The following is a 24,765-nucleotide window of genomic DNA, read 5'->3' as shown; positions in this document are numbered from 1 at the left end:
TCAGGCTCCCCGGAGGGCGTCCTGCTCAGTGGCGAAGATGGAGAAGTAGTTCGTCAGGTTTGTCTGATCGAAGGTCTTCTTCACCTGAGGGGGCAGGCCACAGAGGTGCAGCTTGCCGCTGTTCTTGTCGACACTGTTGCGGGCGGCGACCAGGAGGCCGAGCCCGGAGGAATCAATGAAGCTGACCCCTTCGAGGTTGATCACCAACAGCTTTGGCAGCAGGGTGGTCACGGTGTCCCGGATCACGTCCCGCAATTGGGCCGTAACCTCGAAGTTGACCTTGCCCTGGATAGTGACCACCGAGGCGTTCCCTTCCTGGCGGGTCTGGATGTTCAGCATGAGCCCTCCTGCGTCATGATGCCTTGCAAAACTCGGGTCCTGGCCGCTTCACGCTGGCGCTGCTTATATTCTGCGTGGGAGGCCGGCCCAGAAGCTATTCCCTCGAACCCTGTGCGTTCCATGATTTGAACTTCGTGTGCGAAGAAAAAAGTATACTCCTCCTGCTCCTGGATCAACTCCGGAATGCGAAGAAGATCACCTATTTCCGGTTTCCCCATAGCAAGAAGTCGGGCCTGCACCCGCTCAAGGGCGGTTACGGCGGGGCCAGGGAGGCGGATCAGGGTGGTGGTCGTGAACTGAAGGGCAGAGTAACTACTGGCTGAAAAAGGGTTAGTTGCTGGACGTCCCTTCTTGAGCGTGAGGGATTCGGAGATCCTGGCCCGCTCCTCCAGAGAGAGGATTCCGATATCGAAGTCGCTTGGCATCTTGGAGATCCAGCGGTCCAGAGCCGTCAGGTCCACCATGAGGTTCCGGGTACGCCCCACCTTGAGGTGGTGGGGCATGATCACGTGGTGGTCCAGCAGGAAGCGGATCACCATCAGCCCCCCGAGAAGGTCCTCGGCCACGAAGCGGAGCCCGATGAGGTCATAGACCGTCTCCGCCACATTCTCCGGCTTATGCAGGAGCTTGAGGAGCATGGAAACCCGATCCTTGTTCTCCTTGCGGCGGAAGGCCAGGAGGGGCACCTCATACTGGCCCTTGAGCTTCCATTTCCCGCTCTCCCCAGGCACCAGGTAGTGCTCGTAGCGATCGAAGACCTGCTGCTGGATCTCCGGGAGGAAACGCAGGTAGAGGTTGTTGTCCACATGCACCAGGGTATGCATCACCCGCAGGATGGCGCATGCCCAGCGGGCCCGCAGATCCCGGGGCCTGCGGGAGGCCCAGACCAGGAGCTCCGCCGGGTCCTGGAGCTCGAAGAACTCCTTGGGGATCCCGATATCCACCCCCTCCAGGATCACCTCCTCCGTAAAGGACAGGGCATCCTCGAAGACCTTCACCACATGCTCCCGCTGGTGGGGGATGGCCAGATCATAGCCGTAGTGCAGGGCGAAGTCGTGGGCCTGCTCCATGTCCGCGATATGCAGCGCTTCCTGATCGATGAAGGAGCGGCCCCCCAGGAAGGCCCGGGCGATACTGAGAGGAAGAGGGGCGTAGGGGACGCGAAGCATGATCAAACCTTATATCGGCCAGATCTTACCGGAACCAAAATATTAAAGGGGCGCCGCTTGGCGCCCCTTCTCACAGACGGGAGTGCAGCCTACTTGATGGCGAAGGCGGCCACAAGAACGTAGATCACGAGGGCCTCGATGAGGGCCAGACCGATGATCATGGTGGTGCGGATGTTGCCGGCGGCCTGGGGGTTGCGGGCGATGCCTTCGCAGGCGGTGGCCACAGCCTTGCCCTGGCCCAGACCGCAACCGGCGGCGGCGATGGCGAGGGCCACGTGGGCCAGGAACTGGCCTTCGAAGAGGCTCTTGGGAGCGGCGGCGGGAGCGCCCTGCGCGAAGGCGAAGGCGGCCACGGTGAACAGGAAGGCGGTGACGAGGAACTTCTTCATGGGATACCCCTGGGAGACGGTGGTGGCGGGGTTCGGAATCCCGCCGCCGGGTTGACTAGAACTGGATCAATGCTCGTGGGCCACGGCGCCGCTGAGGTAGATCGTGGCGAGCATGATGAAGACGAAGGTCTGGATGAGGCCGAAGAAGAGACCCATGGCCATGATGGGCAGAGGCAGGAAGACCGGAAGCAGCATGAAGAAGATGCCCGCCACCACGTGCTCGCCTGCGATGTTGCCGAAGAGACGGAGGGAGTGGCTGAGGATCCGGGAGAGGAGGCCCAGGATCTCCAGGGGGAACATCAGGGGGGCCAGCCACCAGATGGGACCGGCGAAGTGGGCCCAGTATTTGCCAACGCCATGCTCCCTCATGCCATGCCAGTTGTAGTAGCCGAAGACCACCAGGGCGCAGGCCAGGGTGACGTTCCAGTTGCCGGTGCCCGAGGGGAGGCCCGGCGCCAGACCAAAGAGGTTGTTCAGGAACACGAAGAAGCCCAGGGTGCCGATCAGGGGCACGTATTTCTCGGGGTGATGGGCGATGTTGTCGGACACCAGTCCGCGCAGGAAGTTCACGACGAATTCCATGCACTGCTGGAAGGGCCCAGGGATACGCTGCCGTTTGGTGAGGGTCACCAGGAGCATGGTCACCAGGAGGGCCAACACCGCCGCGAAGAGATGGTCATAGCGCTCCAGGAGCGAAAGCGGCGCACCGTGGGCGAAGCTGCCCCAGGCATGCCGCGGCAGGTGGAGGAGCTCCGTCAGGATCCAGGAGAGATACGAGGCGTGGTGTTCCATGGTTCAACCCTTTTTCCAACCCGGCTTCATCCGTTCACCCCAGAGGTAGGGTTGAAGACAAGCCTTACTGCTTCAAGAAGAATGCCCAAGACAAACAAGAGAACGCCGGTGACCAGGGGAAGGGTCTCCCCCGGAAAATGCTCTATCATCCCGTAAAGAACCAGTGCGATCAACGCCAGCTTCAGGAGGCTCAGCACCGCGTAGAACCAGCGGAGCCTCAACGAGGGGGTCAGCATCCGAGCTACAACCCAGCGGTGGGTGTACCAGAAGCCGATACTGGCCAAGCCCCCCACCAGAAAGACCAGGGAGGCCCGCCAGGACTTGAGGAGCCACAAGAGCCCCCCCAGCGGCAGCAGGGCCAACTGGAAGCGGCCGATCCAGACCATATGGATGGACCCGGGATCAGGGCTCATGGGGATCGCGAGGCTCGTGGTCATCGGAATCCTTGCCCTTGTCCAGACGCTCCATGCGCTTGGTGACCTTGTAGAGCTCCCAGAAGCCCGTGGCCGCGCCCCAGACCAGCCCGATGAGCACACCGGCCCTCGGGTAGCCCAGCTTCCCTCCGGCCCAGCGTCCGACGAGATAGCCCAGGACAATGGCGATGGGAAAGACCATGCCCAGGGACATGAGATCCCCCCAGAGGGCCCGCTCCTTGGGGTCCGCATCCTTGGGCTTGGGGCGGAAGAGCATAGGGCTCCCTGGGTGGTGAGATCAGCACGACTAGACCAGAACGATCCGGGCGGTCCAGTCCATGAGCCAGGGGCCCAGGCAGGTGCCCACCAGGACCAGGAGGCAGGTGGCGAAGACCACGATGCTGAGGCCAGAACCCATGGGCTGGGCCTCGCCCTCGGGGGCCTCCTTGAAATACATCGTGGCCACCACGTTCAGGTAGTAGTAGGCGGAGATGGCACTGGTAAGGAAGGCCAGCACGGTGAGGGTCACGAAACCCTGTTCAATGGCCAGCTTGAAGAGATAGAACTTGGCGAAGAAGCCCAGCATGGGGGGAATGCCCCCTAGGCTCAGCATGAAGACCAGCATGGCGAAGGCCAGCATCGGACGCCGCTTGGAGAGCCCGCGGAAGTCCTCGATGCGCTCCCCTTCCCCCTTGCCCTGGAGGTAGATGATCACGGCGAAGACGCCGCCCTGCATCAGGAGGTAGGTCAGCATGTAAAGCCAGATGGCCTGGGCCCCGGCCTGGGCGTCGTGGGAGAGCACCGCCAGGAGCATGTAGCCCACGTGAGCGATGCTGGAATAGGCCAGAAGCCGCTTCATGCTCTGCTGGCGCAGGGCCGCGATGTTGCCGAGGATCATGCTCGCGGCGGCCATGAAGGACAGAGGCGCTGCCCAGTCTCCATGGACCCCGTTGAAGGCCGTGCCGAAGAGTCGGACGAAGGCGCCCAGCGCCGCAGCCTTGGGCGCGGTGGAGAGGAAGGCCGTGATGGGCGTGGGCGCGCCATCATAGACATCGGGGCTCCACATGTGGAAGGGCACCGCTGCCACCTTGAAGCCGAAGCCCGCCAGCACCAGGATCACCCCGGTGAAGATCATCAGCTCGGCGTTGCGGGGCGCCAGGGCCAGGGCCTGATTCAGCGCCGCCAGATTGGTGGTCTTGCCGCCTGCGGCGGCGAAGATCAGGGACATGCCATAGACCAGAAGGCCGCTGGAAAAGGCCCCGAGGAGGAAGTATTTGATGCCGGCCTCGATGCCCCGATCCTGCTCCCGCAGGTAGCCCACCAGGATGTAGATGCAGAGAGCCATCAGTTCGAGGGCCATGTAGAGGCTGACCAGGTCGGTGGCGCCCACCAGGAGCATCATGCCTGAGGTAGAGAAGAGGATCAGGGCGTAGTACTCGACGGACTGTTCCTTGAGGGCATTGAGCTGGGGCTGGCTGAGGATGACGGTGATGGCGGCCGCCACGATCGCAAGGATCTGGAAGCCCGTGGTCAGGCCATCCACCTGGAACATGCCCGAGAAGCCCTGCCCCGCAGGTGTCCGGAAGACCAGGACAAGGGTGACGAGCAGTACCACGAAGGTGATGCCGGACCACTGGCGCTTGGGCATGGATTTGAGGAGCCAGGAGCCCAGAGGCCAGAGCATGAGGGTGCCCACGATCCAGAGGAAGAGCACCGGGACAAGGAGGGGGAGATCCTGGACCAGGTTCCCCCAGAGACTCTCAGCGAAGGGCATCAGTGGCCTCCGTGGACTTCGGCGGCGGGAGTGGCCGACTCATGGGCCTCCGCAGCCTCGTGATGGGCTGGGGCAGCCATGGCGGCCATGCCGACCTTGGCGGCTTCGGCCTGGACCTTGGCCAGCTCTTCATGCTTGTAGAAGTCGGGATTCACCTGGATCACCAGCTTCTCCACGGGCTTAGCCAGGATCTCCATGATGGGAGTGGGGTTGAGGCCGATCCAGAAGGCCACGACCACCAAAGGCGCAAAGTAGGCGATCTCCCGGGCATTGAGATCCTTCATCTGGGCGTTGGTCTCGTTGAGGGGCCCGAACATGACACGCTGGTAGAGCCAGAGCATGTAGGCGGCACCCAGGATGATGCCGGTGGTGGCCACCACAGCCCACCAGGGGTGGACCTGGAAAGCGCCCATGAAGATGGTGGCCTCGCCGATGAACCCGTTGAGGCCGGGAAGCCCGATGGAGCTCATGGTCATGATCATGAAGATGGTGGCGTAGACCGGCATGGTCTTGGAGAGGCCACCGAAGTCCGCGATCATGCGGGTGTGCCGGCGCTCGTAGACGATGCCCACGATGAGGAAGAGCCCGCTGGTGCTGATGCCGTGGTTGAGCATCTGGAAGATGGCGCCTTGCAGCCCGTTGGGATTCATGGAGAAGACGCCCAGCATGCAGAGGCCCAGGTGGCTGACGGAGGAATACGCCACCAGCTTCTTCATGTCCTTCTGGATCATGGCCACCAGCGCGCCGTAGATCAGGCCGATGAGGGTCAGGGCCAGGAACCAGGGCAGGAGCACCTTGGTGGCATCCGGCGCGATGGGCAGCAGGAAGCGCACGAAACCGTAGGTGCCCATCTTCAGCAGGATGCCGGCCAGGATCACCGAACCCGCCGTGGGAGCCTGGACGTGGGCGTCCGGCAACCAGGTGTGGAAGGGGAACATGGGGACCTTGATGGCGAAGCCCACGAAGAGGGCCAGGGCCAGCAGGATCTGGAAGTTCCGGCTCTGGGTGGCGATGATCGGCGCCATGGCGTGGAAGGACTCGAAGGAGAAGTCGTAGCGGCCCGTGGTCTTGGCCTGGAGGAAGTAGATGGCCAGGATCGCCACCAGCATCAGCACCGAGCCCGCCAGGGTGTAGAGGAAGAGCTTGATGGCGGCGTAGAGCTTCTGGGGGCCGCCCCAGATGGCGATGAGGAAATACATCGGCACCAGCATCAGCTCCCAGAACAGGTAGAAGAGGAACATGTCCTGGCAGATGAAGACGCCCATCATGCTGAATTGCATAACCATTAACCATACATAATATTCCTTATGCCGCTCTCCGATGGCACTGAAGGAACACCACACGGCGATGAAGCCGATGAAGGTGGTCAGCAGGAAGAGCACCAGACTGATGCCGTCCATGCCGATGCTGAACTTCACCCCCAGGGAGGGGATCCAGTCGAGCTTCGTCACCCACTGCACGGCGGCAGTGCTGCGGTCGTACTGGAACCACAGGGGCACGCTCAGCAGGAAGTCGAAGATGGTGATGGCCAGGGCACCCAGTTCAAAGACACGGCGCTTCTCCTTGGGCACAAGGAGCAGGACCAGGGCCCCGATCAGCGGGACGGCGGTAACCCAGAGGGGCAGGTTCTGGAACCAGGGGAGCGAGGGATTCATGGCAACTCCGGCGATCATCAAGGCAAAGGGGAATGGGCGAGGCTCAGACCAGGAACTTCCATAGGGCGAATACGAGGAAGCCCAGGAACATCACAAAGGCGTAGTGCTGGACACGGCCGCTCTGCAGCGTACGGAAGAGGCCGCTGAAGGCCTGCAGGATCCAGGCGACCAGGTTCACCAGGCCGTCCACGATCTTGGAATCAAACCAGAAGCTGATGTGGCTGATGACGAGGGTGAGACGGGCGGCCCCGTTCACGCAGCCATCCACGGCCCAGGCGTCGAAAGCCCAGAGCTGGGCCCCCAGTTGCTTGCAGGGTCCGATGATGGCCGCCTCGTAGAACTCGTCCACGTAGTACTTGTTGTGAACCCAGCGGAAGAGGTTGGGGAAGGCGCCCACGAAGGCCTTGGCCCGGGACCAGGTGGGATCCATCTTGTAGATCCACCAGGCCAGGAGCATGGCGCCCGGAGCCCAGATGATCGTGGCCCATCCCATGAGGATGTATTCGATGGCGGGGGCACCACCCTGGTGCGCGTGCACGGCAGCCTTCTGGTAGAGGAGGGGCCCGATCCACTCGCTGAAGTGGGCGCCGCCGATCCAGTGCAAGCTGTGGGGGATGTTCAGGAAGCCGCCCACCAGGGCCAGCAGGCCCAGGATGGCCACCGGCAACCACATGTTCCACGGCACCTCGTGGGGCTCGTGACCGTGGACCTCGTCGTGGTCGGCAGGGTCGTCATGCCCATGGGCCGCATGGGCGTCGTGGTGGTGGACCTCCACCGGCTTGCAGAGGTGGTGGGGGTCATGCCCCGCCCCCCGGTATTCCCCGAAGAAGGTCATGACCATCAGGCGGGTCATGTAGAAGGCCGTCATGAAGGCGCCGATCATGCCCATGATCCAGGCGATGAGGTTCAGAGTGTGCCCTTCGGCGTACCAGCCCTCGAAGACCTTCCACAGGATCTCGTCCTTGGAGAAGAAGCCCGAGAAGGGGAAGATGCCAGCGATGGCAAGAGTGGCGATGCCCATGGAGGCATAGGTCCAGGGCATCTTCTTCCGGAGCCCGCCCATGTTGCGCATGTCCTGCTCGTGGTGGCAGGCCATGATCACCGAGCCGGAGCCGAGGAAGAGGGCGGCCTTGAAGAAGGCGTGGGTGAAGACATGGAACATGCCCGCCGAGAAGGCCCCGGCCCCCATGCCCATGAACATGAAGCCCAGCTGGGACACGGTGGAGTAGGCCAGCACCTTCTTGATGTCGTACTGGGCCAGGCCCATGCTGGCGGCCACCAGGGCCGTCAGGGCGCCCACGAAGAGCACTACTGAAAGGGCGAGGGGGGCGTTGACGTAGATGAAGTTGAGGCGGGTGATCATGTAGAGGCCGCTGGTCACCATGGTGGCGGCGTGGATCAGGGCCGACACGGGCGTGGGACCCGCCATGGCGTCCGGAAGCCAGACGTAGAGGGGGATCTGGGCGCTCTTGCCGCAGGCGCCCACGAAGAGGCAGCAGCCGATGAGGTTGAACCACCAGGTGGGAGCGTGGGTGATGCCGAAGAGGGTGATGCTCGGCTGGTTCACAAGGGCCCGGGTCATGCCCATGAAGGTGTCGAAGTCCAGGGTCCCGTAGAGCATGAAGAGCAGGAAGAAGCCGATCATGAAGCCGAAGTCGCCAATGCGGTTGGTGACGAAGGCCTTCTTGCCCGCCACGGCGGCGGAATTGAGATCGAAGTAGAAGCCGATCAGCAGGTAGGAGCAGAGTCCCACGCCCTCCCAGCCCAGGAACATCATCATGATGTTGGCACCCAGGACCAGGTTGAGCATGCTGAAGACGAAGAGGTTCAGGTAGCACATGAAGCGGTAGTACTGCCCGTCGTGGCGCTCCTCGGCCATGTAGCCCGTGCTGAAGAGGTGGATGAGGAAGCCCACCCCCGTCACCAGCAGGGTCATGCAGGCGCTGAGGGCATCGAACTTGTAGCCCCAGACGATGCGGGTCTGGGTCAGTCCCCCCAGGACATTGGCGCCCCCCAGGTCGAACCAGGTCCAGAGGTTCTGGCTGAGCGAGCGGGCGTTGGGGGCCAGGGTGAAGAGCTTGGCGAAGGCCACCACCGTCAGGATGAAGGCGATGCCCATGCTCCCCAGGGCGATGACATCCACCGACTTGGGAGTGGGGGCTGGGCGCCCCTGGGCCTTGCAGACCAGCCCACGCACCCCGTTGATGAGGGCGCCGAAGGCGGGGAGAAAGGGGATGAGCCAGAGCCAGGAGATCTGGGTCGTGGCGCTGGCGGCCGCGGTTTCCAAAATCATGTGTTTCTCCTAGCCTTTGAGCAGATTGATGCCGTCCACCTGGACGGTGTCCTTCTTGCGATAGAGGGCCACCACCAGGGCGAGCCCGATGGCGACTTCCGCCGCAGCCAGACCCATGACCAGGAGGGCGAAGGCCTGGCCGGCCACGGTGCCGCTGTGGCGGGCGAAGGCGATGAGGTTCAGATTGGCGGCGTTGAGCATCAGCTCCACGCACATCAGGATGATCAGCGCGTTGCGCCGGATCAGGACCCCTGCCACCCCGATGGAGAAGAGGAGGAAGGAGACCAGCAGGACTTGATTCATCGGCACCATGTTCAGCCCCTTTCCGACTTGGCCAGGACCACGGCGCCCACCAAGGCCACCAGGAGAATCACCGAAAGGATCTCGAAGGGCAGCAGGTAGTCTGCGAAGAGTCCCCGGCTCACAGCCTGGACGTTATGGGTCGCGGCATTGAGTCCGTCCCCGGTCAGCTCAGGATTGAGGGTGAGGGCCACCTCAGCGCTCTTCCCGAAGATCGTCTTCAGGAAGACCCCCAGGAAGGTCACGGCGGAGATGAGGACCACCACCAGGGCCACGGGCGTCTGGGTCTGGAAGATCTTGCGTTCCTTGTATTTGGTCATCTCCACGAGCATGACCACAAAGAGGAAGAGCACCACAATGCCCCCGGCATAGACCAGGATCTGGGCCATGGCCAGGAACTCGGCCCGGAGGCAGAGGTAGGCACCGGCAATGGAGAGCATGGCCAGAAGGAAGCCGATGACACTGTGCACGGCGTTCCTACTGAAGATCATGGCTCCCGCACCGATGACGGACAGGACCCCGAAGATCAGGAAGACATGCCGGGTGAGGACGGTGGAGAAGAGTTGTTCGAGCTGTTCCATGGGGGACCTTCGAATCAGGCGCGGGGGTTGGAATCAGGCTTCATCGGAATAGGAGAACTTGCCGACGGGGCTGGGTTCGAGGACGTTGTGGGCGCCCGTAAGACCCAGGGAGAAGTCCTCCCGGTCGTAGGCCGCCAGCTCGAACTGGCTGTTGAGCTTGATGGCGTCGAAGCTGCAGGCCTCCACGCAGAAACCACAGAAGACGCAGCGCTCCATCTCATAGTCCCAGCGGGTGGGGATGCGGGTCTTGCGCCCCTCCTTCTTCCCGCCCTCGATGGTGATGACCCCGGTAGGGCAGGCCTTGGCGCAGGCATTGCAGCAGACACACTTGGGATCGCCAGCCTCGTCCAGGATGAGCTGGACCCGGCCCCGGAAGCGGGGCTCCAGGGGAGCCGGCACCTCGGGGTACTCGGAAACCACGTGCTGCTTCACCTTGGCGCGGTTGGCCGTCAGGAAGACCTTGGCGAAGTATGTCCCCGTGATGGACAGGCCCTTGGCGATATCGAAAGGGATGAGTGTTTTCAGAAACTTCTTCATGGTGCCCCTCACATCGCCAGCCGAACGGCCGCCGCCAGGACCAGATTGACCAGCGTCAGCGGGATCAGATACTTCCAGGCCACGGCCATGATCTGGTCATAGCGGTAGCGGGGAATGGTGCCGCGCACCCAGATGAAGACGAAGAGCAGGAAGACGATCTTGATGGCGAAGAAGGCCGCATGGGGCTCGCACAGGAGCGTCACGAGCCAGGAGGGCAGCGAGGCCAAGTAGGGATTGACCACGCCCTGGAGCCCGAAGGGCAGGAGCCAGGAGCCCCCCAGGAAGAAGCCCGCCGCCATGGCCGAAACCACCGTCATGTTCACGTATTCGGCCAGGTAGAAGAACCCGAACTTCATCCCGGAGTATTCCGTGTGGAAGCCAGCTACCAGTTCGTTTTCCGCCTCGGGCATGTCGAAGGGCACGCGGTTGGTCTCGGCGAAGCCGCAGGTGAGGTAGATCAGGAAGCCGATGACCTGGGGGATGATGGCCCAGAGGGGCACACCGACCGCCATGGCCTGGCTCATTTCGCTGAACTTGAGGCTTCCGGAGATGAGCACCGGAGCCAGGAGGCTCAGGGTGAGAGGCACCTCGTAGCTCACCATCTGGGCTGCGCTGCGCAGGCCGCCCAGGAGGGGGTACTTGGAGTTGGAAGCCCAGCCCGCCAGCACGATGCCATAGACGCCCACCGTGGCCATGCCCAGGATCCAGAGCAGCCCCACGTTGACATCAGCGATGCCACCGCTCACCGGAAGGCCGCCCAGGAAGGGAACCCACGTGGGGAAGGTAAAGAAGGTTCCTGGGACGAAGCAGATGGTGGCGAAGACCACCACGGAGGCGACGAAGCTCAGGGCCGGGGCGATCCAGAAGACGAACTTGTCGGCCTTGGTGGGGAGGATGTCCTCCTTGAGGAGCATCTTCATGACGTCGCCCACCAAGCCGGGCAGGCCGCGCCAGTAGGAGAGCACGGGCACCTTGCCGAGCTTCCACATGCCACGGTTCAGGAGGCCGGTGAGGCCGCCGAGATGGCCGGCGATGCGGGTGGAGCCCAGGCGTTGCTGGAGGTAACCCAGGACCTTGCGTTCGGCGAAGACCGTGAGGGGCACCACCACGAAGATGAAGACCACCACCAGCACGCACTGGATGAGGGAGATGACGAGGGACTGGGTCAGGGAGATCGTTGGCATGGCTCAGGTTCCCTTAGCGATCAATCTCGCCCAGCACCACGTCAAGGGTGCCGATGGAGGCGATGACGTCGGCGATGAGGCTGCCTTCCACCATCTTGGGAAGGCTCTGGAGGTTCATGAAACCGGGGGCACGCACATGGAAGCGGTAGGGAGCCGCCCCGCCCTTCTCGCCCACAAGGTAGTAGCCGATCTCGCCCTTGGGGGCCTCGGTGGCGTGGTAGACCTCGTTCACCTCGCTCTTCAGGAGCTTGGGGATCTTGGCCATGATGGGGCCTTCGGGCAGACCGTCCATGCACTGCTGGATGATGCGGACGCTCTGCCGCATCTCCTCCATGCGCACCAGGTACCGGGCGTAGGTGTCGGCCTCGGGCTTGGTGGGGATGTCGAACTGCATCTCGGAGTAGGCCGCGTAGGGGAAGGCCTTGCGAATGTCGTAGGCCACGCCTGCACCGCGGAGCACGGGGCCCGTCACGCCCAGGGCGATGGCGTCCTCTGCGCTCAGCAGGCCCACCCCGATGGTGCGCTTCTTCCAGATGCGGTTCTCGTTGAGCAGGCCCTCGTATTCCTCGATGCAGCTCGGGAACTTGGCCAGGAAGGTGCGGACCTTCTGCTCGAAGCCCTCGGGAAGTTCCTGGGGGATGCCGCCGATGCGGAAGGCCGTGGTCGTGAGGCGGGAACCGCAGTACGCCTCATTAATGTCCAGGATGTCCTCGCGCTCGCGGAAGGCGTAGAGGAAGACCGTCATGGCCCCGATGTCCAGGGCGTGGGTGGCCAGCCAGATGAGGTGGCTCGCCAGGCGGTTGAACTCCGCCAGCAGAGTGCGGACGTACTGGGCCTTGCGGGGCACGGTGATGCCCATGAGCTTTTCGCAGGCCTCCGCCCAGCCCAGGTTGTTGGCCACGGCGGAGCAGTAGTCCAGACGATCGGACCAGATCTGGCCCTGGGCAAAGCTCTTGTTCTCGCAGATCTTCTCCACGCCGCGGTGGAGGTAGCCGATCATGGGACGGCACTCCGTCACCACCTCGCCATCGAGCTTGAGCTTGAGCCGCATCACCCCGTGGGTGGAGGGGTGCTGCGGCCCCATGTTGATTTCCATCTCCTGGTGCTTGAACACGGGGCTCTCCTACTCGGCCTTGGGACGCTTGAGGTTGATGCCCAGCTGGCCCGCCTTCTCCAGGGCGATCCGATTGAGCATGCCGGAGCGGTCCTCGCGGAAGTCGATGTCCCGCTGCCCCCAGCCCACCACGGGGTATTCCTTGCGCAGGGGATGGGCCTCCCAGTCATCGGGACAGAGGATGCGCACCAAGTCCGGGTGGTTCTGGAAGCGGATTCCGAACATGTCGAAGATCTCCCGCTCCAGCCAGTTGGCCCCGGGGTAGACCTGGACGGCGCTCTGGGGCTCGAAGCCCTCTGGAACCAGGATCCGCAGGCGAAGGCGCTTGCGGCGGCTGATGCTGGTGAGGTGATAGACCACGCTGAAGGCGAAGTCCCCAGCAGCTGGATAGTGGGTGGCCGTCTCGTCCGCCAGCATTTCATACTTGAGGGCAGCGTCCTCGCGGCAGAGCTTCAGGGCCTCCAGGATGCGCGCCCGGGCGACCTGGCAGGTCAGCTCACCGGACTGCTCGAAAGCCTCCTCGACACCATCACCGAGAAGCGCCATGAGGCGAAGCAGATCGGGGTCCTTGGCCTCGGAGGGCACGGGCACCGTGAGATCCGGGTCCTTCTTGGGCAGTACCTTCACGGGAGCCTTGGGCTCGGGTGCCCCTTCAGCCTCCGCCTTGGCCTTGGCGGCCGCGTAGTCAGCCTGGGCCTTCTGCCACTTGGCCTCCTCCGCCGCCTCCAAGGCGGCCTTCTCGACGAGGTAGGCCCTCAGGCCCGGCAGGGGCACGGTCTTGGGCATCACCACCTGACGGCTGGGGGCCGCCTTGTAGTCGTAGACATAGGGAGCCTTGGGCGCCGAGGCCCCCAGGGCCTTCTCGAGGGCCAGATCGATATCGGCGTCATCTGGCTGGATGGGCTTTTCCTGATTCGACATACCCTACTCCGCCGGCTCGAAGACTTCGCGGTAGCGATCCGCAAGGCTGCTGTTCATGATCTTGTCCTGGAGCTTCATGAATCCGTAGATCAGGGCCTCGGGCCGGGGGGGGCAGCCGGGAACGTAGACATCCACGGGGATGATCTTGTCCACGCCCTGGACCGCGTGATAGCTGTCGAAGGGGCCGCCACAGGTGGCGCAGCTGCCGAGGGCCATCACCCACTTGGGCTCGGGCATCTGGTCGTAGAGCTGCTTGATGACGGGGGCCATCTTGTAGCTGACGGTGCCAGCCACGATCATCAGGTCCGCTTGGCGGGGTGAAGCCCGGAAGATGCCGGAACCGAAGCGGTCGAAGTCGAAGCGGGCCGCGCCGGCGGCCATCATCTCGATGGCACAGCAGGCCAGGCCGAAGCTGAGGGGCCAGACGCTGGTGGCACGGGACCAGTTGAGCACCTTCTCCACCTTGGTGGTGATCAGGATGTTCTCAACAATCGAGGGTTCTCTCATTCCCATGTCAGGGCCCCCTTGGACCAGATGTAGCCGTAGCCGAAGAGCAGAAGGAAGAGGAAGATCCCGATCTCCACCAGCCCGAAGACCGCCAGTTCCTTCATCTGGATGGCCCAGGGCATGAGGAAGACGGTTTCCACGTCAAACACCAGGAACATCACCGCCACAAGGTAGTATCGGACCGTGAACTTCTCCCGGGCTTCCGACACTGTGACAATGCCACACTCGTATGTGGATGCCTTGGCAGCGCTGGGCCAGCTCGGCCTCAGAAGGCGAGAAGTGTTCCAAATCACAACCGGCAAAGCGATTGCAACCAGTATGAGTAGCAAGATGGGGGCGTACGATGGCAAGGCGACCCTCCAGTGTGGACAGATGCTTATTCTGTCCCTTGGAACAGGGAAGGGTCAACGCTTGATTTTCCCGAGAAGGCATGAACGCAAATCGATGTTTGAACAGTATGTTATAATGTTTTCAATACATTTCAATCGATAAAAACCCTCGAAACTAGTGTGCTGATATGACCAATCAACTTTATCCAACCCTCGACCTGACCCGTGAACCCGTCGATTACGGTCTCTTCCATGCCGTCTCCCTGGACCTGATGCTCAAGCACCGCTTCGTGCCCATCCACGAACAGGGGGGCACCCTGGTGGTGGCCATGGCGGACCCCCTGGACGTGGTCACCCAGGACCTGCTGAGAATCCATTTCAAGCGGGCCCTGCGCTTCGTGGGCGCACCGGCGGCCCAGATCCAGGAGGTCCTCAAGAAGTCCGAATCCGGCCAGAAGGTCCTGGATGAGGCCGGGGAGGCCCTCAAGGTCCAGGTCCTCCGGGAGGAGGATGTCGATGAGGACGTGCTGGACCTGGAGCACCTCACGGACAAGGATGAGGCTCCCATCGTCCGCCTGGTGGACACCACCATCTTCAATGCCCTCCAGCGCCGCGCCTCCGATATCCACATGGAGAGCACCGCCGTCGGCTTTCAGATCAAGTACCGCATCGACGGCAGCCTCTACCCGGCGGCCGAGCCCATCGACAAGCGTTTTGCCAGCCTCATCATCAGCCGCATCAAGGTCATGTCCGAACTGGATATCGCCGAGAAGCGCAAGCCCCAGGACGGCCGCTTCAAGCTCAAGGTCCGGGGCCGGGCTATCGACTTCCGCGTCAGCATCATGCCCACCATCCACGGCGAGGACGCCGTGATCCGCATCCTGGACAAGGAGAACCTCAGCGAGGAGTTCAAGAGCCTGAACCTGGACATCCTTGGCTTCTCGGCCAGTGAACTGTCCCGCATCCGGCGCTTCGCCAAGGAGCCCTACGGCATGTTCCTGGTGACGGGCCCCACGGGATCCGGCAAGACCACCACCCTCTACGCCGTCCTCAGCGAGATCCGCAGCCCCGAGGACAAGCTCATCACCATCGAGGACCCCGTCGAATACCAGCTCGAAGGGGTGGCCCAGATCCCGGTGAACGAAAAGAAGGGCCTGACCTTTGCCGTGGGCCTGCGCTCCATCCTGCGCCATGACCCCGACAAGATCCTGGTGGGTGAGATCCGCGACAACGAGACCGCCCAGATCGCCATCCAGTCCGCCCTCACGGGCCACCTAGTCTTCACCACCGTCCACGCCAACAACACCCTGGACGTGATCTACCGCTTCCAGCACATGGGCGTGGAGGTCTACAACTTCGTCTCGGCCCTCAACTGCATCCTGGCCCAGCGCCTGGTGCGGGTGCTCTGCCCCAAGTGCAAGCGCCCCCACCAAACCTCGACCGAGGAACTGGCCGAGAATGGCCTGGAGGCGAGCTGGGCCCAGCGGGCCACCCTTTTCGAGAAGGTGGGCTGCGTGGACTGCAACGGCACCGGCTACCGGGGACGGCAGGCCATCGTCGAGTTCATGGCCATGAACGACGACATCCGCGACCTCATCACCAACCGGGCTCCCCTCAAGGAGATCAAGTCCACCGCCCGCCGTCACGGCATGCAGACCCTTCGCGAAAGCGCCCTGGAGAAAGTGCGCATTGGCGTCACCACCTTCGCCGAGATCAACAAGGTGACCTTCCGGGAAGGGGCGTAGCCAAACCTCACGCCTCCAGTCTCTCCTTCAGCTTCAGCGAGGCGGCCTCCACCGCCCCGCGGTCTTCCCCTAGAACAAAACCGGTGACAATGTGCTTCCCTTCCACCGCCGGACACTTTTCGGCGTTGAAGCATCGGGTGGGGACGAACCAAGCCTCGTCGATGGGAGCCAGGAGGCGCTCTGCCACCTGGCTGAAAGGCAGGGTGGGATTGACCTGGAAGGAGCGGCTGACCCGTAGCCCCGCCCGGGCGGCGGCGGAGTCGTGCAGGAGCACCTGGGTCGTGGAGGAGTTGAAGCGGAAGTTGGGATCGAAGACGATAAGGCGACCGTCCCGGGCCAACCCGATATCCAGTCCGGCGACGCCTCGGAAGCCCCGCTGGCGGGCCACCTCCCCGACCCTCTCGGCCAGGCGCCGCCCTTCCGCCGGAAGAGGATGGTCCGGATCGACCATGCTTCCGGCCTGATGGCCCGGAGAGGAGAAGATCTGCTCGGCGCCACCGAAACAGGTGGCACCCTGGTCCACAATGCCCAGGCCGGCGCACCAGCATCGCTCGACCTCCACCGCCTCCTCCACGACGACCGCAGGAACGCTCTCGCGGTTCTGGGCCATCCATTCCCGGGCAGCCAGGAAGGACTCCCGGTCGGGGCAATGACGCACAGCGAAGCCCCATCCCGTGGCGGCCTCCCCAGCCGATTTCAGAAAGACCGGAGAATCCGGCTCGAAGTCCGCGAGGGCCTCATGACTCAAGACCCTCCGACGGGCCAGATGCTCCGACGGCACGATCTCGGCCAGGCTCCCCTTCGAGTTGAGAGCCAGCCAAGTCCCAGTGGTCACCAGGTGGGCGTGCTCGGGGAAACGGCCCGCAGGCAGGGGATAGGGCCAGAAGAAGCGCTTCCCTTTTTCGATGAGGCCATCGGCGAGGGCCCATGCCTCCTCGGCCGTTCGGTAGACCAGGGTCTCCTCCTCCACCACCAGTCCGGCCCGCCGGTAGATGGCCTGGATCTCGGGTCCCACTCCCCCTTCATGCCGGACAGCCGTCCGGCCGTTGATGACCCCCATGAGGAGAACGGTGACCGCCTCCAGGAGTCCCGGGGTATACCCGAGCATCCGGGTCTGGAAGAGGTCCGTACGGGCCATAAAGGCCGCTTCCGGGGGCAGCAGCCGATCGGTGGAAAGGCTTGAGACAAGGGCGTCCAGCATCATACCTGCTCCAGGAAGCTCCGAAGCCCCTCCGCCAGATCCTTGACCCGTGGGGTATCGGGCGCGGCGGAAAGGATCGGGGTCTTGTTGACATCCAGGATCACCGGTCTGCCATCCACCAGGACGTAGTCGAACTTGCCGAAATCGAAGCCGTGGGCGGCCCGGAAGGCTTCCAGTTCGGGAGGAGGCTCTCCCAGGATCTCAGACTTCACCATGGATTTGATCTTCACCACGCCAGCGTGGGAGAACAGGCGGTAGGTGTAGCCCCGGTCTCCGAAGAAGATCCAACCCCGGAGGCAGTAGAACTCCCCCTCCCGCTCAGGCAGGAAACGTTCCACGATCAGCTCGGGATCTTCCCAGACCCACTCGGGAACCTCGGAAAGCTTCGAAAGGATGGGGTAGTCACCGGGGGGCAGACACTGCGCCAACCTCCAGTGCCGACGGGCCAGTTTGCGGCGCATCCGCGCGAACAGCCCACGAGGGGCGCCACGCCATTCCGGGCCGCCAAAGCAGTTCAGGACGCTCTTGATAATGACGGGTCCATCCCAGGAATCCCCGGGAAGAACGCGAAGCGTGGAATACAGATTCTTGGAGATATCCAGGACGCTGCCGTTGAGGAGCGGAACCCCTTTCGGATTCCCGGGAAGGTCCTTCGCGAACACCCGGGTCCGGTCCACGTGGAGGATGCCGAGATCCGCACCAGCTAGCGAGGCCGCACCATAGCTTATCCGGTGCCCAGCCCGCTCCCAGTGCCAGGCGAGCCTGGAAATCAGATAGTTCTCCCGGAGTGGGCCTGGCTCAATGGTTGAAACATGAAGGCAAACAGTCATGGGAATCCGCTGAATGATTCAGCATGATCCCACAGAACGAACCTGCCCCGCGCGTCCGGAACAGGCCAGCTCGGCCGATCAAAGCCCCAGCACGTATTCCTCGATGGCCTTCGCCACCTGCTTGGACACCTTCACGGCCTGGACCACGGTCCGCGCACCGTGGACCACGTCCCCCGAAGCGAAGACGCCCTGGCGGGTCGTGCGCCCGCACTCGTCGGTGGAAACAAGCCCTTGGGGATTCCGTTCGATGCCCTGGGTGGTGGAAACGATGGCATCCCTTGGGCCCTGACTGATGGCGATGATGACGGTATCGGCCTCCAGGATCTCCTCGGTGCCTTCGAGGATCATCCACTTGGGACCCCCTGGTCCACCGCGCTGGGTGCGCCGCACCTTGATCCCCTCGTCCAGGATCTCGACGGTCGAGCGGTTGTAGATGAACTTCACGCCGTCCATCTTGGCCATTTCCAGCTCTTCAGGCAGGGCGGACATGGTGCCCGGGTCGCCGATGTGCACCACGGTGACGCGGCACAGGCTCTTCCGGAGCGCCGTGCGGGCCACGTCCATGGCCGTGTTCCCGGCCCCGATGACGATGACCCTTCTCCCCAGGGTGTAGACCTCGGGGTTCTTGAGGTAGTCGATGGCGTAGTGGACGTGCCCCAGGGACTCTCCCTTGACGTCCAGCTTCCGGGGCTTCCACACACCGGTGCCGATGAAGACGGCCTTGAAGCCGTCCCTGAAGAGGTCATCAAGCGTCAGGGTAGGTCCGATCAGCGTGTTGGGGCGGATCTTCACCCCCATGTCCACCAGCTTGTCCTTCAGCTTCTCCAGAAGATCCTTGGGAAGACGGAAACCCGGGATGCCGTAGCGCATCACGCCGCCGATCAGATCGTGGGCCTCATAGATCGTGATCTCGAAACCCCGCTGGGCCAGGAGGAAGGCCACGGTGATCCCGGCGGGGCCGGACCCGATGATGGCGACCTTGTGGCCATTTCCCGCCAGGCGACGCCCCTCGATGTGGCTCAGGTAGTAGCTCGAGATGTAGTGTTCGATGTCGCTGATGTGGACCGGACCCGCCTTCTTCCCGAGCACACAGTGGCCCTCGCACTGAAACTCCTGGGGGCAGACCAGGGAACAGACCACCGAGAGGGGGTTGTTCTCGAAGAGCATGGCCCCGGCGGAAAGGATGTCCTCCTCCAGGAAGGCCCTGATGAACTCGTTGACAGGCGTCTGGACCGGGCAACCTTCCCTGCACTTGGGAACCTTGCACTGAAGGCACCGCTTGGCTTCCTCGACGATGTGTGAACTCATGCAATCCGCTCCCTGGCCGCGATCATCGAAAGTTGCCTGTCGCGGCAATCAAAAGCGTAGCGGCGAGTCCCCCGGTCGAGGGTCACACCTCGTCCGGGATGGCATCCCCCGTGCGGCCCGCAGATGGGCCGCACGGGAGGCAGACCATCACCAGAGTTTACCGATGCGATAGATCAGCCCGGCATTGAAGGCGAAACGGGGGGAGGCTTCGGCCCAGCCGCGCTCCACACTCATGTCCACCGTCAACCTGTCGCTCACCGCATAGCTGGCGGCCAGGATGTTGCCGAACTCCCTGTCCCCCAGATCGGACTTGGCCACCCCGTAGGTGTCCAAGGTCAAGTTCCAGCCCTGGGAGGGGGCGTAGGTGATGGCGAAGGAGCCGAGCTTCTGGGTCTCCTTGCGGGAACCGTCCTCCACTCGCGTGCGGACCACACCCGCGTTGGCATCCACGGACCAGCGCCCCATGGAGCGGGTGGCAGTGAGGAGCAGCGTGTCCTCATGGTGGCCCGAACTGAGGCCCTTGCGAACACTGGCCCGCGGGATGAGGTGGGAGTATGCGAGGCCGAGATCGATCCCCGCCTTGTCCTGGTCCACGAAAAGAACCTGGGCACCGATGTAAGGGTCACTCCCCCCCTCTTCTCCATTGCCCTCGGACCGCCACCAGGCATGTCCAGTCCAGCCGCAGCGGAGATCTAACCAGGAGGTGAGGCCAAGGTTGAACTGGGCCGTGACCCCCCCCTCCCGGGAATCGTCCTTGGCGTAGACCTGACTTCCCCCCAGTTCCACCTCAAGAACACCCACATCCGTGAGCCCTGCCGGGGCTGTGACGATGGAGCGGACAGCTCCGGCCACGGGTTCTTCAGCCTGAAGGGCCAGGGTCGCCACCAGGGCGAGGGTGATGCGCTTCATGAGTTCCTCCATGGAGATTGAACAGGGCTTCCCGGACCGTCCAGGTCGGGTCCTCGATCAGTGTTGACACGGCCCCTCATGGGCCCCGCCGCAGGCCTGGTGGCCATGCTCCCTTTCGACGACAAGGAGGCGGCCCTCCTTGAACTGCCCCACGATGCCGAAGGTGGCCATCAGGGTCTGGGGGGTCAGGATCTCCGCACAGGGCCCGAAGGCCACCACCCTCCTTGCCAGGAGCATGGTCCAGTCGTATTCCGCCGCCTCGTCGATATCGTGGGTGGCGACGACCACGGCCTTACCGGCCTTGGCGCATGTGCGCACGAATCGCCGGTAGACCGCCTGGGCCGGGGCATCCAGGTTCGCCGCAGGCTCGTCGAGCAGGATCAGATCCGCCTCCTTGGCAAAGGTCTGTGCCAGAAAAACCTTCTGCCGCTGCCCCCCGGAGAGGGCGTTCAGGGGCTTGCGCGCGAGGTGCTCCACCCCCATGACGGCCATGGCCTCGTGGACCGCCCGCTCATCCGAAGGGGTCAGGCGTCCCAGTAGCCCGTGGGAGGCGAAGCGGGCCATACGCACGATGTCGACGGTCCGTAGCGGCAGCATGAAGCTCGAGGGGTGGAACTGCCCCATGTAGGCGACCCGTGCGGGGCTGGCCAAGGGACGCCCCCCGAGCACTTCAATGGTCCCGGCGAGAGGAGGCAGAAGCCCTGCCAGGGTCTTGAGGAGGGTCGTCTTGCCGGAGCCATTCGAGCCCACCAGGGCAAGGGTCTTCCCGGGCTCCAGACGGAAGTCCAGGTTCGCCACCACGGTCTCCCGGCCATGCCCGATGGAAAGCCCCCGGGCGAGCACCGCAGCGGGCTGGAGATGCATCTCGCTCATGCCTTCTCCCTTCCGGGGGCCAGGGTCTGGAACAGATGCTTCCCGGCGAGCATGACGAAGAAGATCAGCGTCGCGGTGAGCGTGATGGATGCCCCGGCGGCGATATCGCCGTGGTAGCTGACGAGGAGGCCGATGTAGACCGAGATGGAGCCGATCAGCGAGGCGGAAACGATCATCGTGCCGATCTTGCGGGAGAAGAGGGAGGCCGAGGCTGCTGGGGCGAGCAGGATGCCGAAGACCAGCAGGGTCCCCACCGTCCGGAAGGAGACCACCACCGTGGTTCCGATCAGGATGAGCATGATGGTGTGGTAGAGGCGGGGCGAGAAGCCAGAGACCTGGGCCTGCTCGGGGCTGAAGCAGAGCAGGAGGAAGGGCCGGTAGCAGACTGCCGCGGCAATGGCGATCACCACCGTGGCCACCAACTGGGTGACGATTTCCCGGACATGGATGCCCAGGATCTCGCCGAAGAGGATCCGCATGAGATCCCCGGAAAAGGCGTGGGAACGCGACACGATGACCACACCCAGGGCGAGCATCCCCACGAAGAGCAGCCCCGTGGCGGTGTCCGACGAGAGGCTGGAGCGGCGGGTGATGAAGCCGATGCCAAGGATCATCGCCAGGGCTCCCGCTGCGGCGCCCAGCATGCCCGGCAGGCCCAGGAGCAGGGCGATAGCGACCCCCGGCAGGACCCCATGCCCCAGGGCATCCCCCATGAAGGCAAGGCCCCGGAGCACCGTGAAGGTGCCCACGATGCCGCACGCGATGGAGACCAGCACCCCAGCGATCAGGGCATTCGCCATGAAGGCATTGGCCGTGAAGGGCTGGATGAGGCTATCGATCATTGGAGCTCCTTGAGGATCGTAGCGGCGAGTTCACGCTCGAAGCTCCGGTAGGAACCATCCCCAGGCAGGGTGTGCGTCGCGAGGGGCACGGCCCGGACCTGGGTTTCCCTCGCCAGGGCCTCCACGGTGCGAGGGGAAGTCCCCACTTCGGTGAAGATGACCTTGACATCCTTTTCCCGGATGAGCTTCTTGAGGTGCGCCATCGTGGCCGCGGAACCCGCCCCCTCGGTGCTCAGACCGGGGATGACGGCCCCCACGAGCGTGAAGCCGTAGCGCTGGGCGAAATAGCCCAGGGACTCATGGCCGGTCACCAGTTTCCGACGCCCCACCGGAAGCCGTTCCACCTTCTGCCGGATTTCGGCATCCAGGGCATCCAGGCCCTTCCCCAGCTCCTCGTTCCGCGCGCTGAGATCCTTCCCGAAATGCTTTCTGATATCCCCAGCCAGGGCCCCGGCCACGGCCTTCATGGCCAGGGGGTCCGTCCAGAGATGGGGATCCCGGGCACCGGGAGCCTGATCTGGATCCCCCGTGGGAATCCCTTCGCCGACCCCGACCACCCGGACCGTGACGTGATCGCTGGCAGTGAAGAACCTGACCCCGGCCTTCCTCGCCTGATCCAGAGCCTTCCCCAGGCCCCCTTCCAGCTCAAGTCCATTCTCGACAATCAGATCCGCCCTGGTCAGGGCCTCGATGTCCCTGGCCGAGGGCTCCCATTCGTGGATATCCATGCCATTGGGGATGAGTGTCCTGACCTCAAATTCGTCCCCGGCAAGCTCCTTGGCAACCGAACCAAGCACCGAATAGGTCGCCACGATGGTCTTGCGGCCACTCCCAGCTGCCGGGCGACGCTGATCGCATGCGGCAAGGACCGCGAGCAGGAAGAGCGCGCAGATCTGCATAGCCTTTCTCATGACCCCTCCCAGAGGATTTTTAACAGCTCCTAGTGCAACCATTGGATCAAAAGGAACTCATTTCTATTTACGCCCCCGGGTAAATGAAAGCAAGTTCTATTTAGCAAACAGCGTGACACATAATTCAACATCGTGCTATCGTCGGCGCGGTGGATTCGGCTCTGGCCGGAGACGAATCCACCAGCACCGGGCAACCCACGGCCCCACGGAGCCCGAAAGGGCTCTCCCTCAGATTGGTCTCCGGGGGACGGTTCAGGGCAGTGTCGTTGCCTGGTGCAGTTGTCCTGGCTCCCCTGCGCCTGCGGCGCAGCGGAGCCAGAAGGCGAAGCGGGAGCAGGCTCCGGGGGAGCCTGCGATAGCCGGGAGGCTGATCGCCGCCCGGGCGACGACCTCAGCGGTCGAGTTCACCCGCAATGACGCTGACGCGGCTCTACGCGAGCCGCGCCCTCCGGGCGGATGGCCCTGCGGACCATCCGTCGTCCCCCTCCACGGCAAAGCCGTGTCGGGTGACCATGGAACCCAGGATCGCGATGACGTCGGCGATCTCCCGGCTCCGCCGAGCCGCAGGCGAAGCGGGAGCAGGCTCCGGGGGAGCCTGCGATAGCCGGGAGGCTGATCGCCGCCCGGGCGACGACCTCAGCGGTCGAGTTCACCTGCAATGACGTTCATGGAACCCAGGATCGCGATGACGTCGGCGATCAGCCGTCCCTTCACCTGCTCGTTGAGGCTGCTGAAGATGGGGAAGCAGGGGGGGCGGACGTGGATCCGGTAGGGGCTCTTGGCGCCATCGGAGACGAGGTAGAAGCCCAGTTCGCCGTTAGCCGCCTCGGTGGCGCTGTAGACCTCGCCCACGGGCATGTCGATGCCGTGCATCACCAGCTTGAAGTGGTGGATGAGGCTCTCCATGCGGGTGTAGACCTTCTCCTTGGGGGGGAGGGCCACCTTGTAGTCGTCCACGATGATGGGGCCGCTGACCTCCCGGAGACGCCGGGCACACTGCTCGACGATCCGAAGGCTCTGGCGCATTTCCTCGGTGCGCACCAGGTAGCGATCGTAGACGTCGCCGCAGGTGCCGATGGGGATGTCGAAGTCGAAGGTCTCGTAGCCCAGGTAAGGCTGGGCCTTGCGAAGGTCCTGGGCCACCCCGGCGGACCGCAGACAGGGGCCGGTATAGCCCCAGCCGATGGCCTGCTCGGCGCTGATCCTCCCGACCCCCTTGGTGCGATCCACCCAGATGGGGTTGCGGGTCAGGAGCCGCTCCATCTCGTCGATGCTCCGGGGCATGCTCTCCAGGAACTGGTCCAGGAGGGGCAGGAAGGGCTCCGGCAGGTCCCGGAAGAGCCCCCCGATGCGGGTGAAGCTGGTGTGCATCCGCTGACCCGCCGCCATCTCGAAGAGATCGTAGAGGGTCTCCCGCTCCTTGAAGAGGTAGAGGAAGGCGGTATAGGCGCCGATATCCACGGCGTTGATGCCCACGCAGACGATGTGGTCCCCGATGCGGGCCAGTTCGGACACCAGGACCCGGATCAGCTCGGCCCGCGGGGGGATCTTCAGATCCAGCAGCTTCTCCACGGCCTGGGCATAGCCCACGTTGTTCATCAGGGAAGAACAGTAGTTCAGGCGATCCGTCAGGGGCACAAACTGGGCATAGCTGAGGCTCTCCCCCAGCTTCTCCACCCCCCGGTGCAGGTAGCCGATCTCGGGAGTGGCGCTGAGGACGTACTCGCCCTCCAGCTCCAGGACGATGCGCAGGGTGCCGTGGGTACTGGGGTGGGAGGGCCCCAGGTTGACGATCATCCTGTGATCATCGAGGCGTTCGAGGGTGGGGGCGGTGCGTTCCATGGGCGCC

The 24,765-nt window shown here is 63.7% G+C and carries 26 protein-coding genes; 1 reads left to right on the top strand and 25 read right to left on the bottom strand.

The features are described 5' to 3' along the window. The 17 genes from HOLFODRAFT_RS0213455 to HOLFODRAFT_RS0213375 form a co-directional block, all read right to left on the bottom strand. On the bottom strand, positions 1 to 339 hold the full coding sequence (locus tag HOLFODRAFT_RS0213455; protein ID WP_005036154.1) for an anti-sigma factor antagonist: 339 nt from the start codon (positions 337 to 339) through the stop codon (positions 1 to 3). Next, the gene (locus HOLFODRAFT_RS0213450) at positions 333 to 1,508 is read right to left on the bottom strand and encodes a TIGR04552 family protein (protein ID WP_005036153.1); all 1,176 of its coding nucleotides are present in this window, start codon (positions 1,506 to 1,508) and stop codon (positions 333 to 335) included. The genes HOLFODRAFT_RS0213455 and HOLFODRAFT_RS0213450 overlap by 7 nt, the downstream gene beginning before the upstream one ends. 89 nt (positions 1,509 to 1,597) lie before the next feature. Next, positions 1,598 to 1,897: an ATP synthase F0 subunit C gene (locus HOLFODRAFT_RS0213445; protein ID WP_005036151.1), complete on the bottom strand. Its 300-nt coding sequence runs from the start codon at positions 1,895 to 1,897 to the stop codon at positions 1,598 to 1,600. A 66-nt stretch (positions 1,898 to 1,963) separates the two neighbouring features. Further along, positions 1,964 to 2,689 carry a F0F1 ATP synthase subunit A gene (atpB, locus tag HOLFODRAFT_RS0213440; RefSeq protein WP_005036149.1) on the bottom strand — a complete coding sequence of 242 codons (726 nt, stop codon included), beginning with the start codon at positions 2,687 to 2,689 and terminating at the stop codon, positions 1,964 to 1,966. Between the two features lie 26 nt (positions 2,690 to 2,715). Beyond that, positions 2,716 to 3,126 (bottom strand): ATP synthase subunit I, encoded by a 411-nt coding sequence (locus HOLFODRAFT_RS0213435; RefSeq protein ID WP_005036147.1) that lies wholly within the window; start codon positions 3,124 to 3,126, stop codon positions 2,716 to 2,718. Beyond that, positions 3,092 to 3,379, bottom strand: coding sequence for an AtpZ/AtpI family protein (locus HOLFODRAFT_RS0213430; protein WP_005036146.1), 288 nt, complete (start codon positions 3,377 to 3,379; stop codon positions 3,092 to 3,094). The genes HOLFODRAFT_RS0213435 and HOLFODRAFT_RS0213430 overlap by 35 nt, the downstream gene beginning before the upstream one ends. Positions 3,380 to 3,409: 30 nt before the next feature. Further along, on the bottom strand, positions 3,410 to 4,876 hold the full coding sequence (locus HOLFODRAFT_RS0213425) for an NADH-quinone oxidoreductase subunit N (RefSeq protein ID WP_005036145.1): 1,467 nt from the start codon (positions 4,874 to 4,876) through the stop codon (positions 3,410 to 3,412). Then, positions 4,876 to 6,531 (bottom strand): complex I subunit 4 family protein, encoded by a 1,656-nt coding sequence (locus HOLFODRAFT_RS0213420; protein WP_005036143.1) that lies wholly within the window; start codon positions 6,529 to 6,531, stop codon positions 4,876 to 4,878. The genes HOLFODRAFT_RS0213425 and HOLFODRAFT_RS0213420 overlap by 1 nt, the downstream gene beginning before the upstream one ends. A 43-nt stretch (positions 6,532 to 6,574) precedes the next feature. Continuing rightward, positions 6,575 to 8,824: an NADH-quinone oxidoreductase subunit L gene (gene nuoL / locus HOLFODRAFT_RS0213415; protein WP_005036141.1), complete on the bottom strand. Its 2,250-nt coding sequence runs from the start codon at positions 8,822 to 8,824 to the stop codon at positions 6,575 to 6,577. A 9-nt stretch (positions 8,825 to 8,833) separates the two neighbouring features. Then, on the bottom strand, positions 8,834 to 9,136 hold the full coding sequence (gene nuoK, locus HOLFODRAFT_RS0213410) for an NADH-quinone oxidoreductase subunit NuoK (protein WP_005036138.1): 303 nt from the start codon (positions 9,134 to 9,136) through the stop codon (positions 8,834 to 8,836). A gap of 2 nt (positions 9,137 to 9,138) precedes the next feature. Beyond that, positions 9,139 to 9,705: an NADH-quinone oxidoreductase subunit J family protein gene (locus HOLFODRAFT_RS0213405; protein WP_005036136.1), complete on the bottom strand. Its 567-nt coding sequence runs from the start codon at positions 9,703 to 9,705 to the stop codon at positions 9,139 to 9,141. Positions 9,706 to 9,738: 33 nt separating this feature from the next. Next, on the bottom strand, positions 9,739 to 10,242 hold the full coding sequence (locus HOLFODRAFT_RS23330) for a NuoI/complex I 23 kDa subunit family protein (protein ID WP_005036134.1): 504 nt from the start codon (positions 10,240 to 10,242) through the stop codon (positions 9,739 to 9,741). An 8-nt stretch (positions 10,243 to 10,250) separates the two neighbouring features. After that, entirely contained in the window at positions 10,251 to 11,426 is a 1,176-nt protein-coding gene (locus HOLFODRAFT_RS0213395; protein WP_005036132.1) for a complex I subunit 1/NuoH family protein, read from the bottom strand. Between the two features lie 13 nt (positions 11,427 to 11,439). Further along, the gene (locus HOLFODRAFT_RS0213390) at positions 11,440 to 12,522 is read right to left on the bottom strand and encodes an NADH-quinone oxidoreductase subunit D (protein ID WP_043486843.1); all 1,083 of its coding nucleotides are present in this window, start codon (positions 12,520 to 12,522) and stop codon (positions 11,440 to 11,442) included. A gap of 27 nt (positions 12,523 to 12,549) precedes the next feature. After that, positions 12,550 to 13,461, bottom strand: a complete 912-nt coding sequence (locus tag HOLFODRAFT_RS25115; protein ID WP_005036129.1) for an NADH-quinone oxidoreductase subunit C — start codon at positions 13,459 to 13,461, stop codon at positions 12,550 to 12,552. A gap of 3 nt (positions 13,462 to 13,464) precedes the next feature. Continuing rightward, complete coding sequence (locus HOLFODRAFT_RS0213380; RefSeq protein WP_005036127.1) at positions 13,465 to 13,974, bottom strand: NADH-quinone oxidoreductase subunit B; 510 nt, start codon at positions 13,972 to 13,974, stop codon at positions 13,465 to 13,467. Beyond that, positions 13,965 to 14,261 carry an NADH-quinone oxidoreductase subunit A gene (locus HOLFODRAFT_RS0213375; RefSeq protein ID WP_244432673.1) on the bottom strand — a complete coding sequence of 99 codons (297 nt, stop codon included), beginning with the start codon at positions 14,259 to 14,261 and terminating at the stop codon, positions 13,965 to 13,967. Before HOLFODRAFT_RS0213375 ends, HOLFODRAFT_RS0213380 begins: the two co-directional genes overlap by 10 nt. Positions 14,262 to 14,485: 224 nt before the next feature. Here HOLFODRAFT_RS0213375 and HOLFODRAFT_RS0213370 point away from each other — a divergent pair, with 224 nt between their 5' ends. After that, positions 14,486 to 16,042: a GspE/PulE family protein gene (locus HOLFODRAFT_RS0213370; RefSeq protein WP_005036124.1), complete on the top strand. Its 1,557-nt coding sequence runs from the start codon at positions 14,486 to 14,488 to the stop codon at positions 16,040 to 16,042. Between the two features lie 7 nt (positions 16,043 to 16,049). Here the strand turns inward: HOLFODRAFT_RS0213370 and HOLFODRAFT_RS0213365 are convergent, their stop codons facing one another. The 8 genes from HOLFODRAFT_RS0213365 to nuoD form a co-directional block, all read right to left on the bottom strand. Beyond that, on the bottom strand, positions 16,050 to 17,246 hold the full coding sequence (locus HOLFODRAFT_RS0213365; RefSeq protein ID WP_026939315.1) for a hypothetical protein: 1,197 nt from the start codon (positions 17,244 to 17,246) through the stop codon (positions 16,050 to 16,052). Beyond that, entirely contained in the window at positions 17,243 to 18,073 is an 831-nt protein-coding gene (locus tag HOLFODRAFT_RS0213360) for a hypothetical protein (RefSeq protein WP_005036119.1), read from the bottom strand. The genes HOLFODRAFT_RS0213365 and HOLFODRAFT_RS0213360 overlap by 4 nt, the downstream gene beginning before the upstream one ends. A gap of 78 nt (positions 18,074 to 18,151) precedes the next feature. Continuing rightward, complete coding sequence (locus HOLFODRAFT_RS0213355; protein ID WP_005036116.1) at positions 18,152 to 19,381, bottom strand: NAD(P)-dependent oxidoreductase; 1,230 nt, start codon at positions 19,379 to 19,381, stop codon at positions 18,152 to 18,154. Between the two features lie 147 nt (positions 19,382 to 19,528). Beyond that, positions 19,529 to 20,290 (bottom strand): transporter, encoded by a 762-nt coding sequence (locus tag HOLFODRAFT_RS0213350; protein ID WP_005036113.1) that lies wholly within the window; start codon positions 20,288 to 20,290, stop codon positions 19,529 to 19,531. A gap of 57 nt (positions 20,291 to 20,347) precedes the next feature. Next, positions 20,348 to 21,163, bottom strand: a complete 816-nt coding sequence (locus tag HOLFODRAFT_RS0213345) for a metal ABC transporter ATP-binding protein (protein ID WP_005036111.1) — start codon at positions 21,161 to 21,163, stop codon at positions 20,348 to 20,350. Further along, complete coding sequence (locus tag HOLFODRAFT_RS0213340) at positions 21,160 to 22,005, bottom strand: metal ABC transporter permease (RefSeq protein WP_005036110.1); 846 nt, start codon at positions 22,003 to 22,005, stop codon at positions 21,160 to 21,162. Before HOLFODRAFT_RS0213340 ends, HOLFODRAFT_RS0213345 begins: the two co-directional genes overlap by 4 nt. Further along, complete coding sequence (locus HOLFODRAFT_RS21285; protein ID WP_005036105.1) at positions 22,002 to 22,916, bottom strand: metal ABC transporter substrate-binding protein; 915 nt, start codon at positions 22,914 to 22,916, stop codon at positions 22,002 to 22,004. The genes HOLFODRAFT_RS0213340 and HOLFODRAFT_RS21285 overlap by 4 nt, the downstream gene beginning before the upstream one ends. 636 nt (positions 22,917 to 23,552) lie before the next feature. Beyond that, the gene (gene nuoD, locus HOLFODRAFT_RS0213330) at positions 23,553 to 24,758 is read right to left on the bottom strand and encodes an NADH dehydrogenase (quinone) subunit D (protein ID WP_005036102.1); all 1,206 of its coding nucleotides are present in this window, start codon (positions 24,756 to 24,758) and stop codon (positions 23,553 to 23,555) included. Positions 24,759 to 24,765: the final 7 nt, after the last annotated feature.

It is taken from the genome of Holophaga foetida DSM 6591, from assembly GCF_000242615.2.
GTDB lineage: Bacteria > Acidobacteriota > Holophagae > Holophagales > Holophagaceae > Holophaga > Holophaga foetida.
The sequence above is the reverse complement of the archived record's forward strand: the minus strand, read 5'-3'. Positions and strand labels throughout refer to the sequence as shown.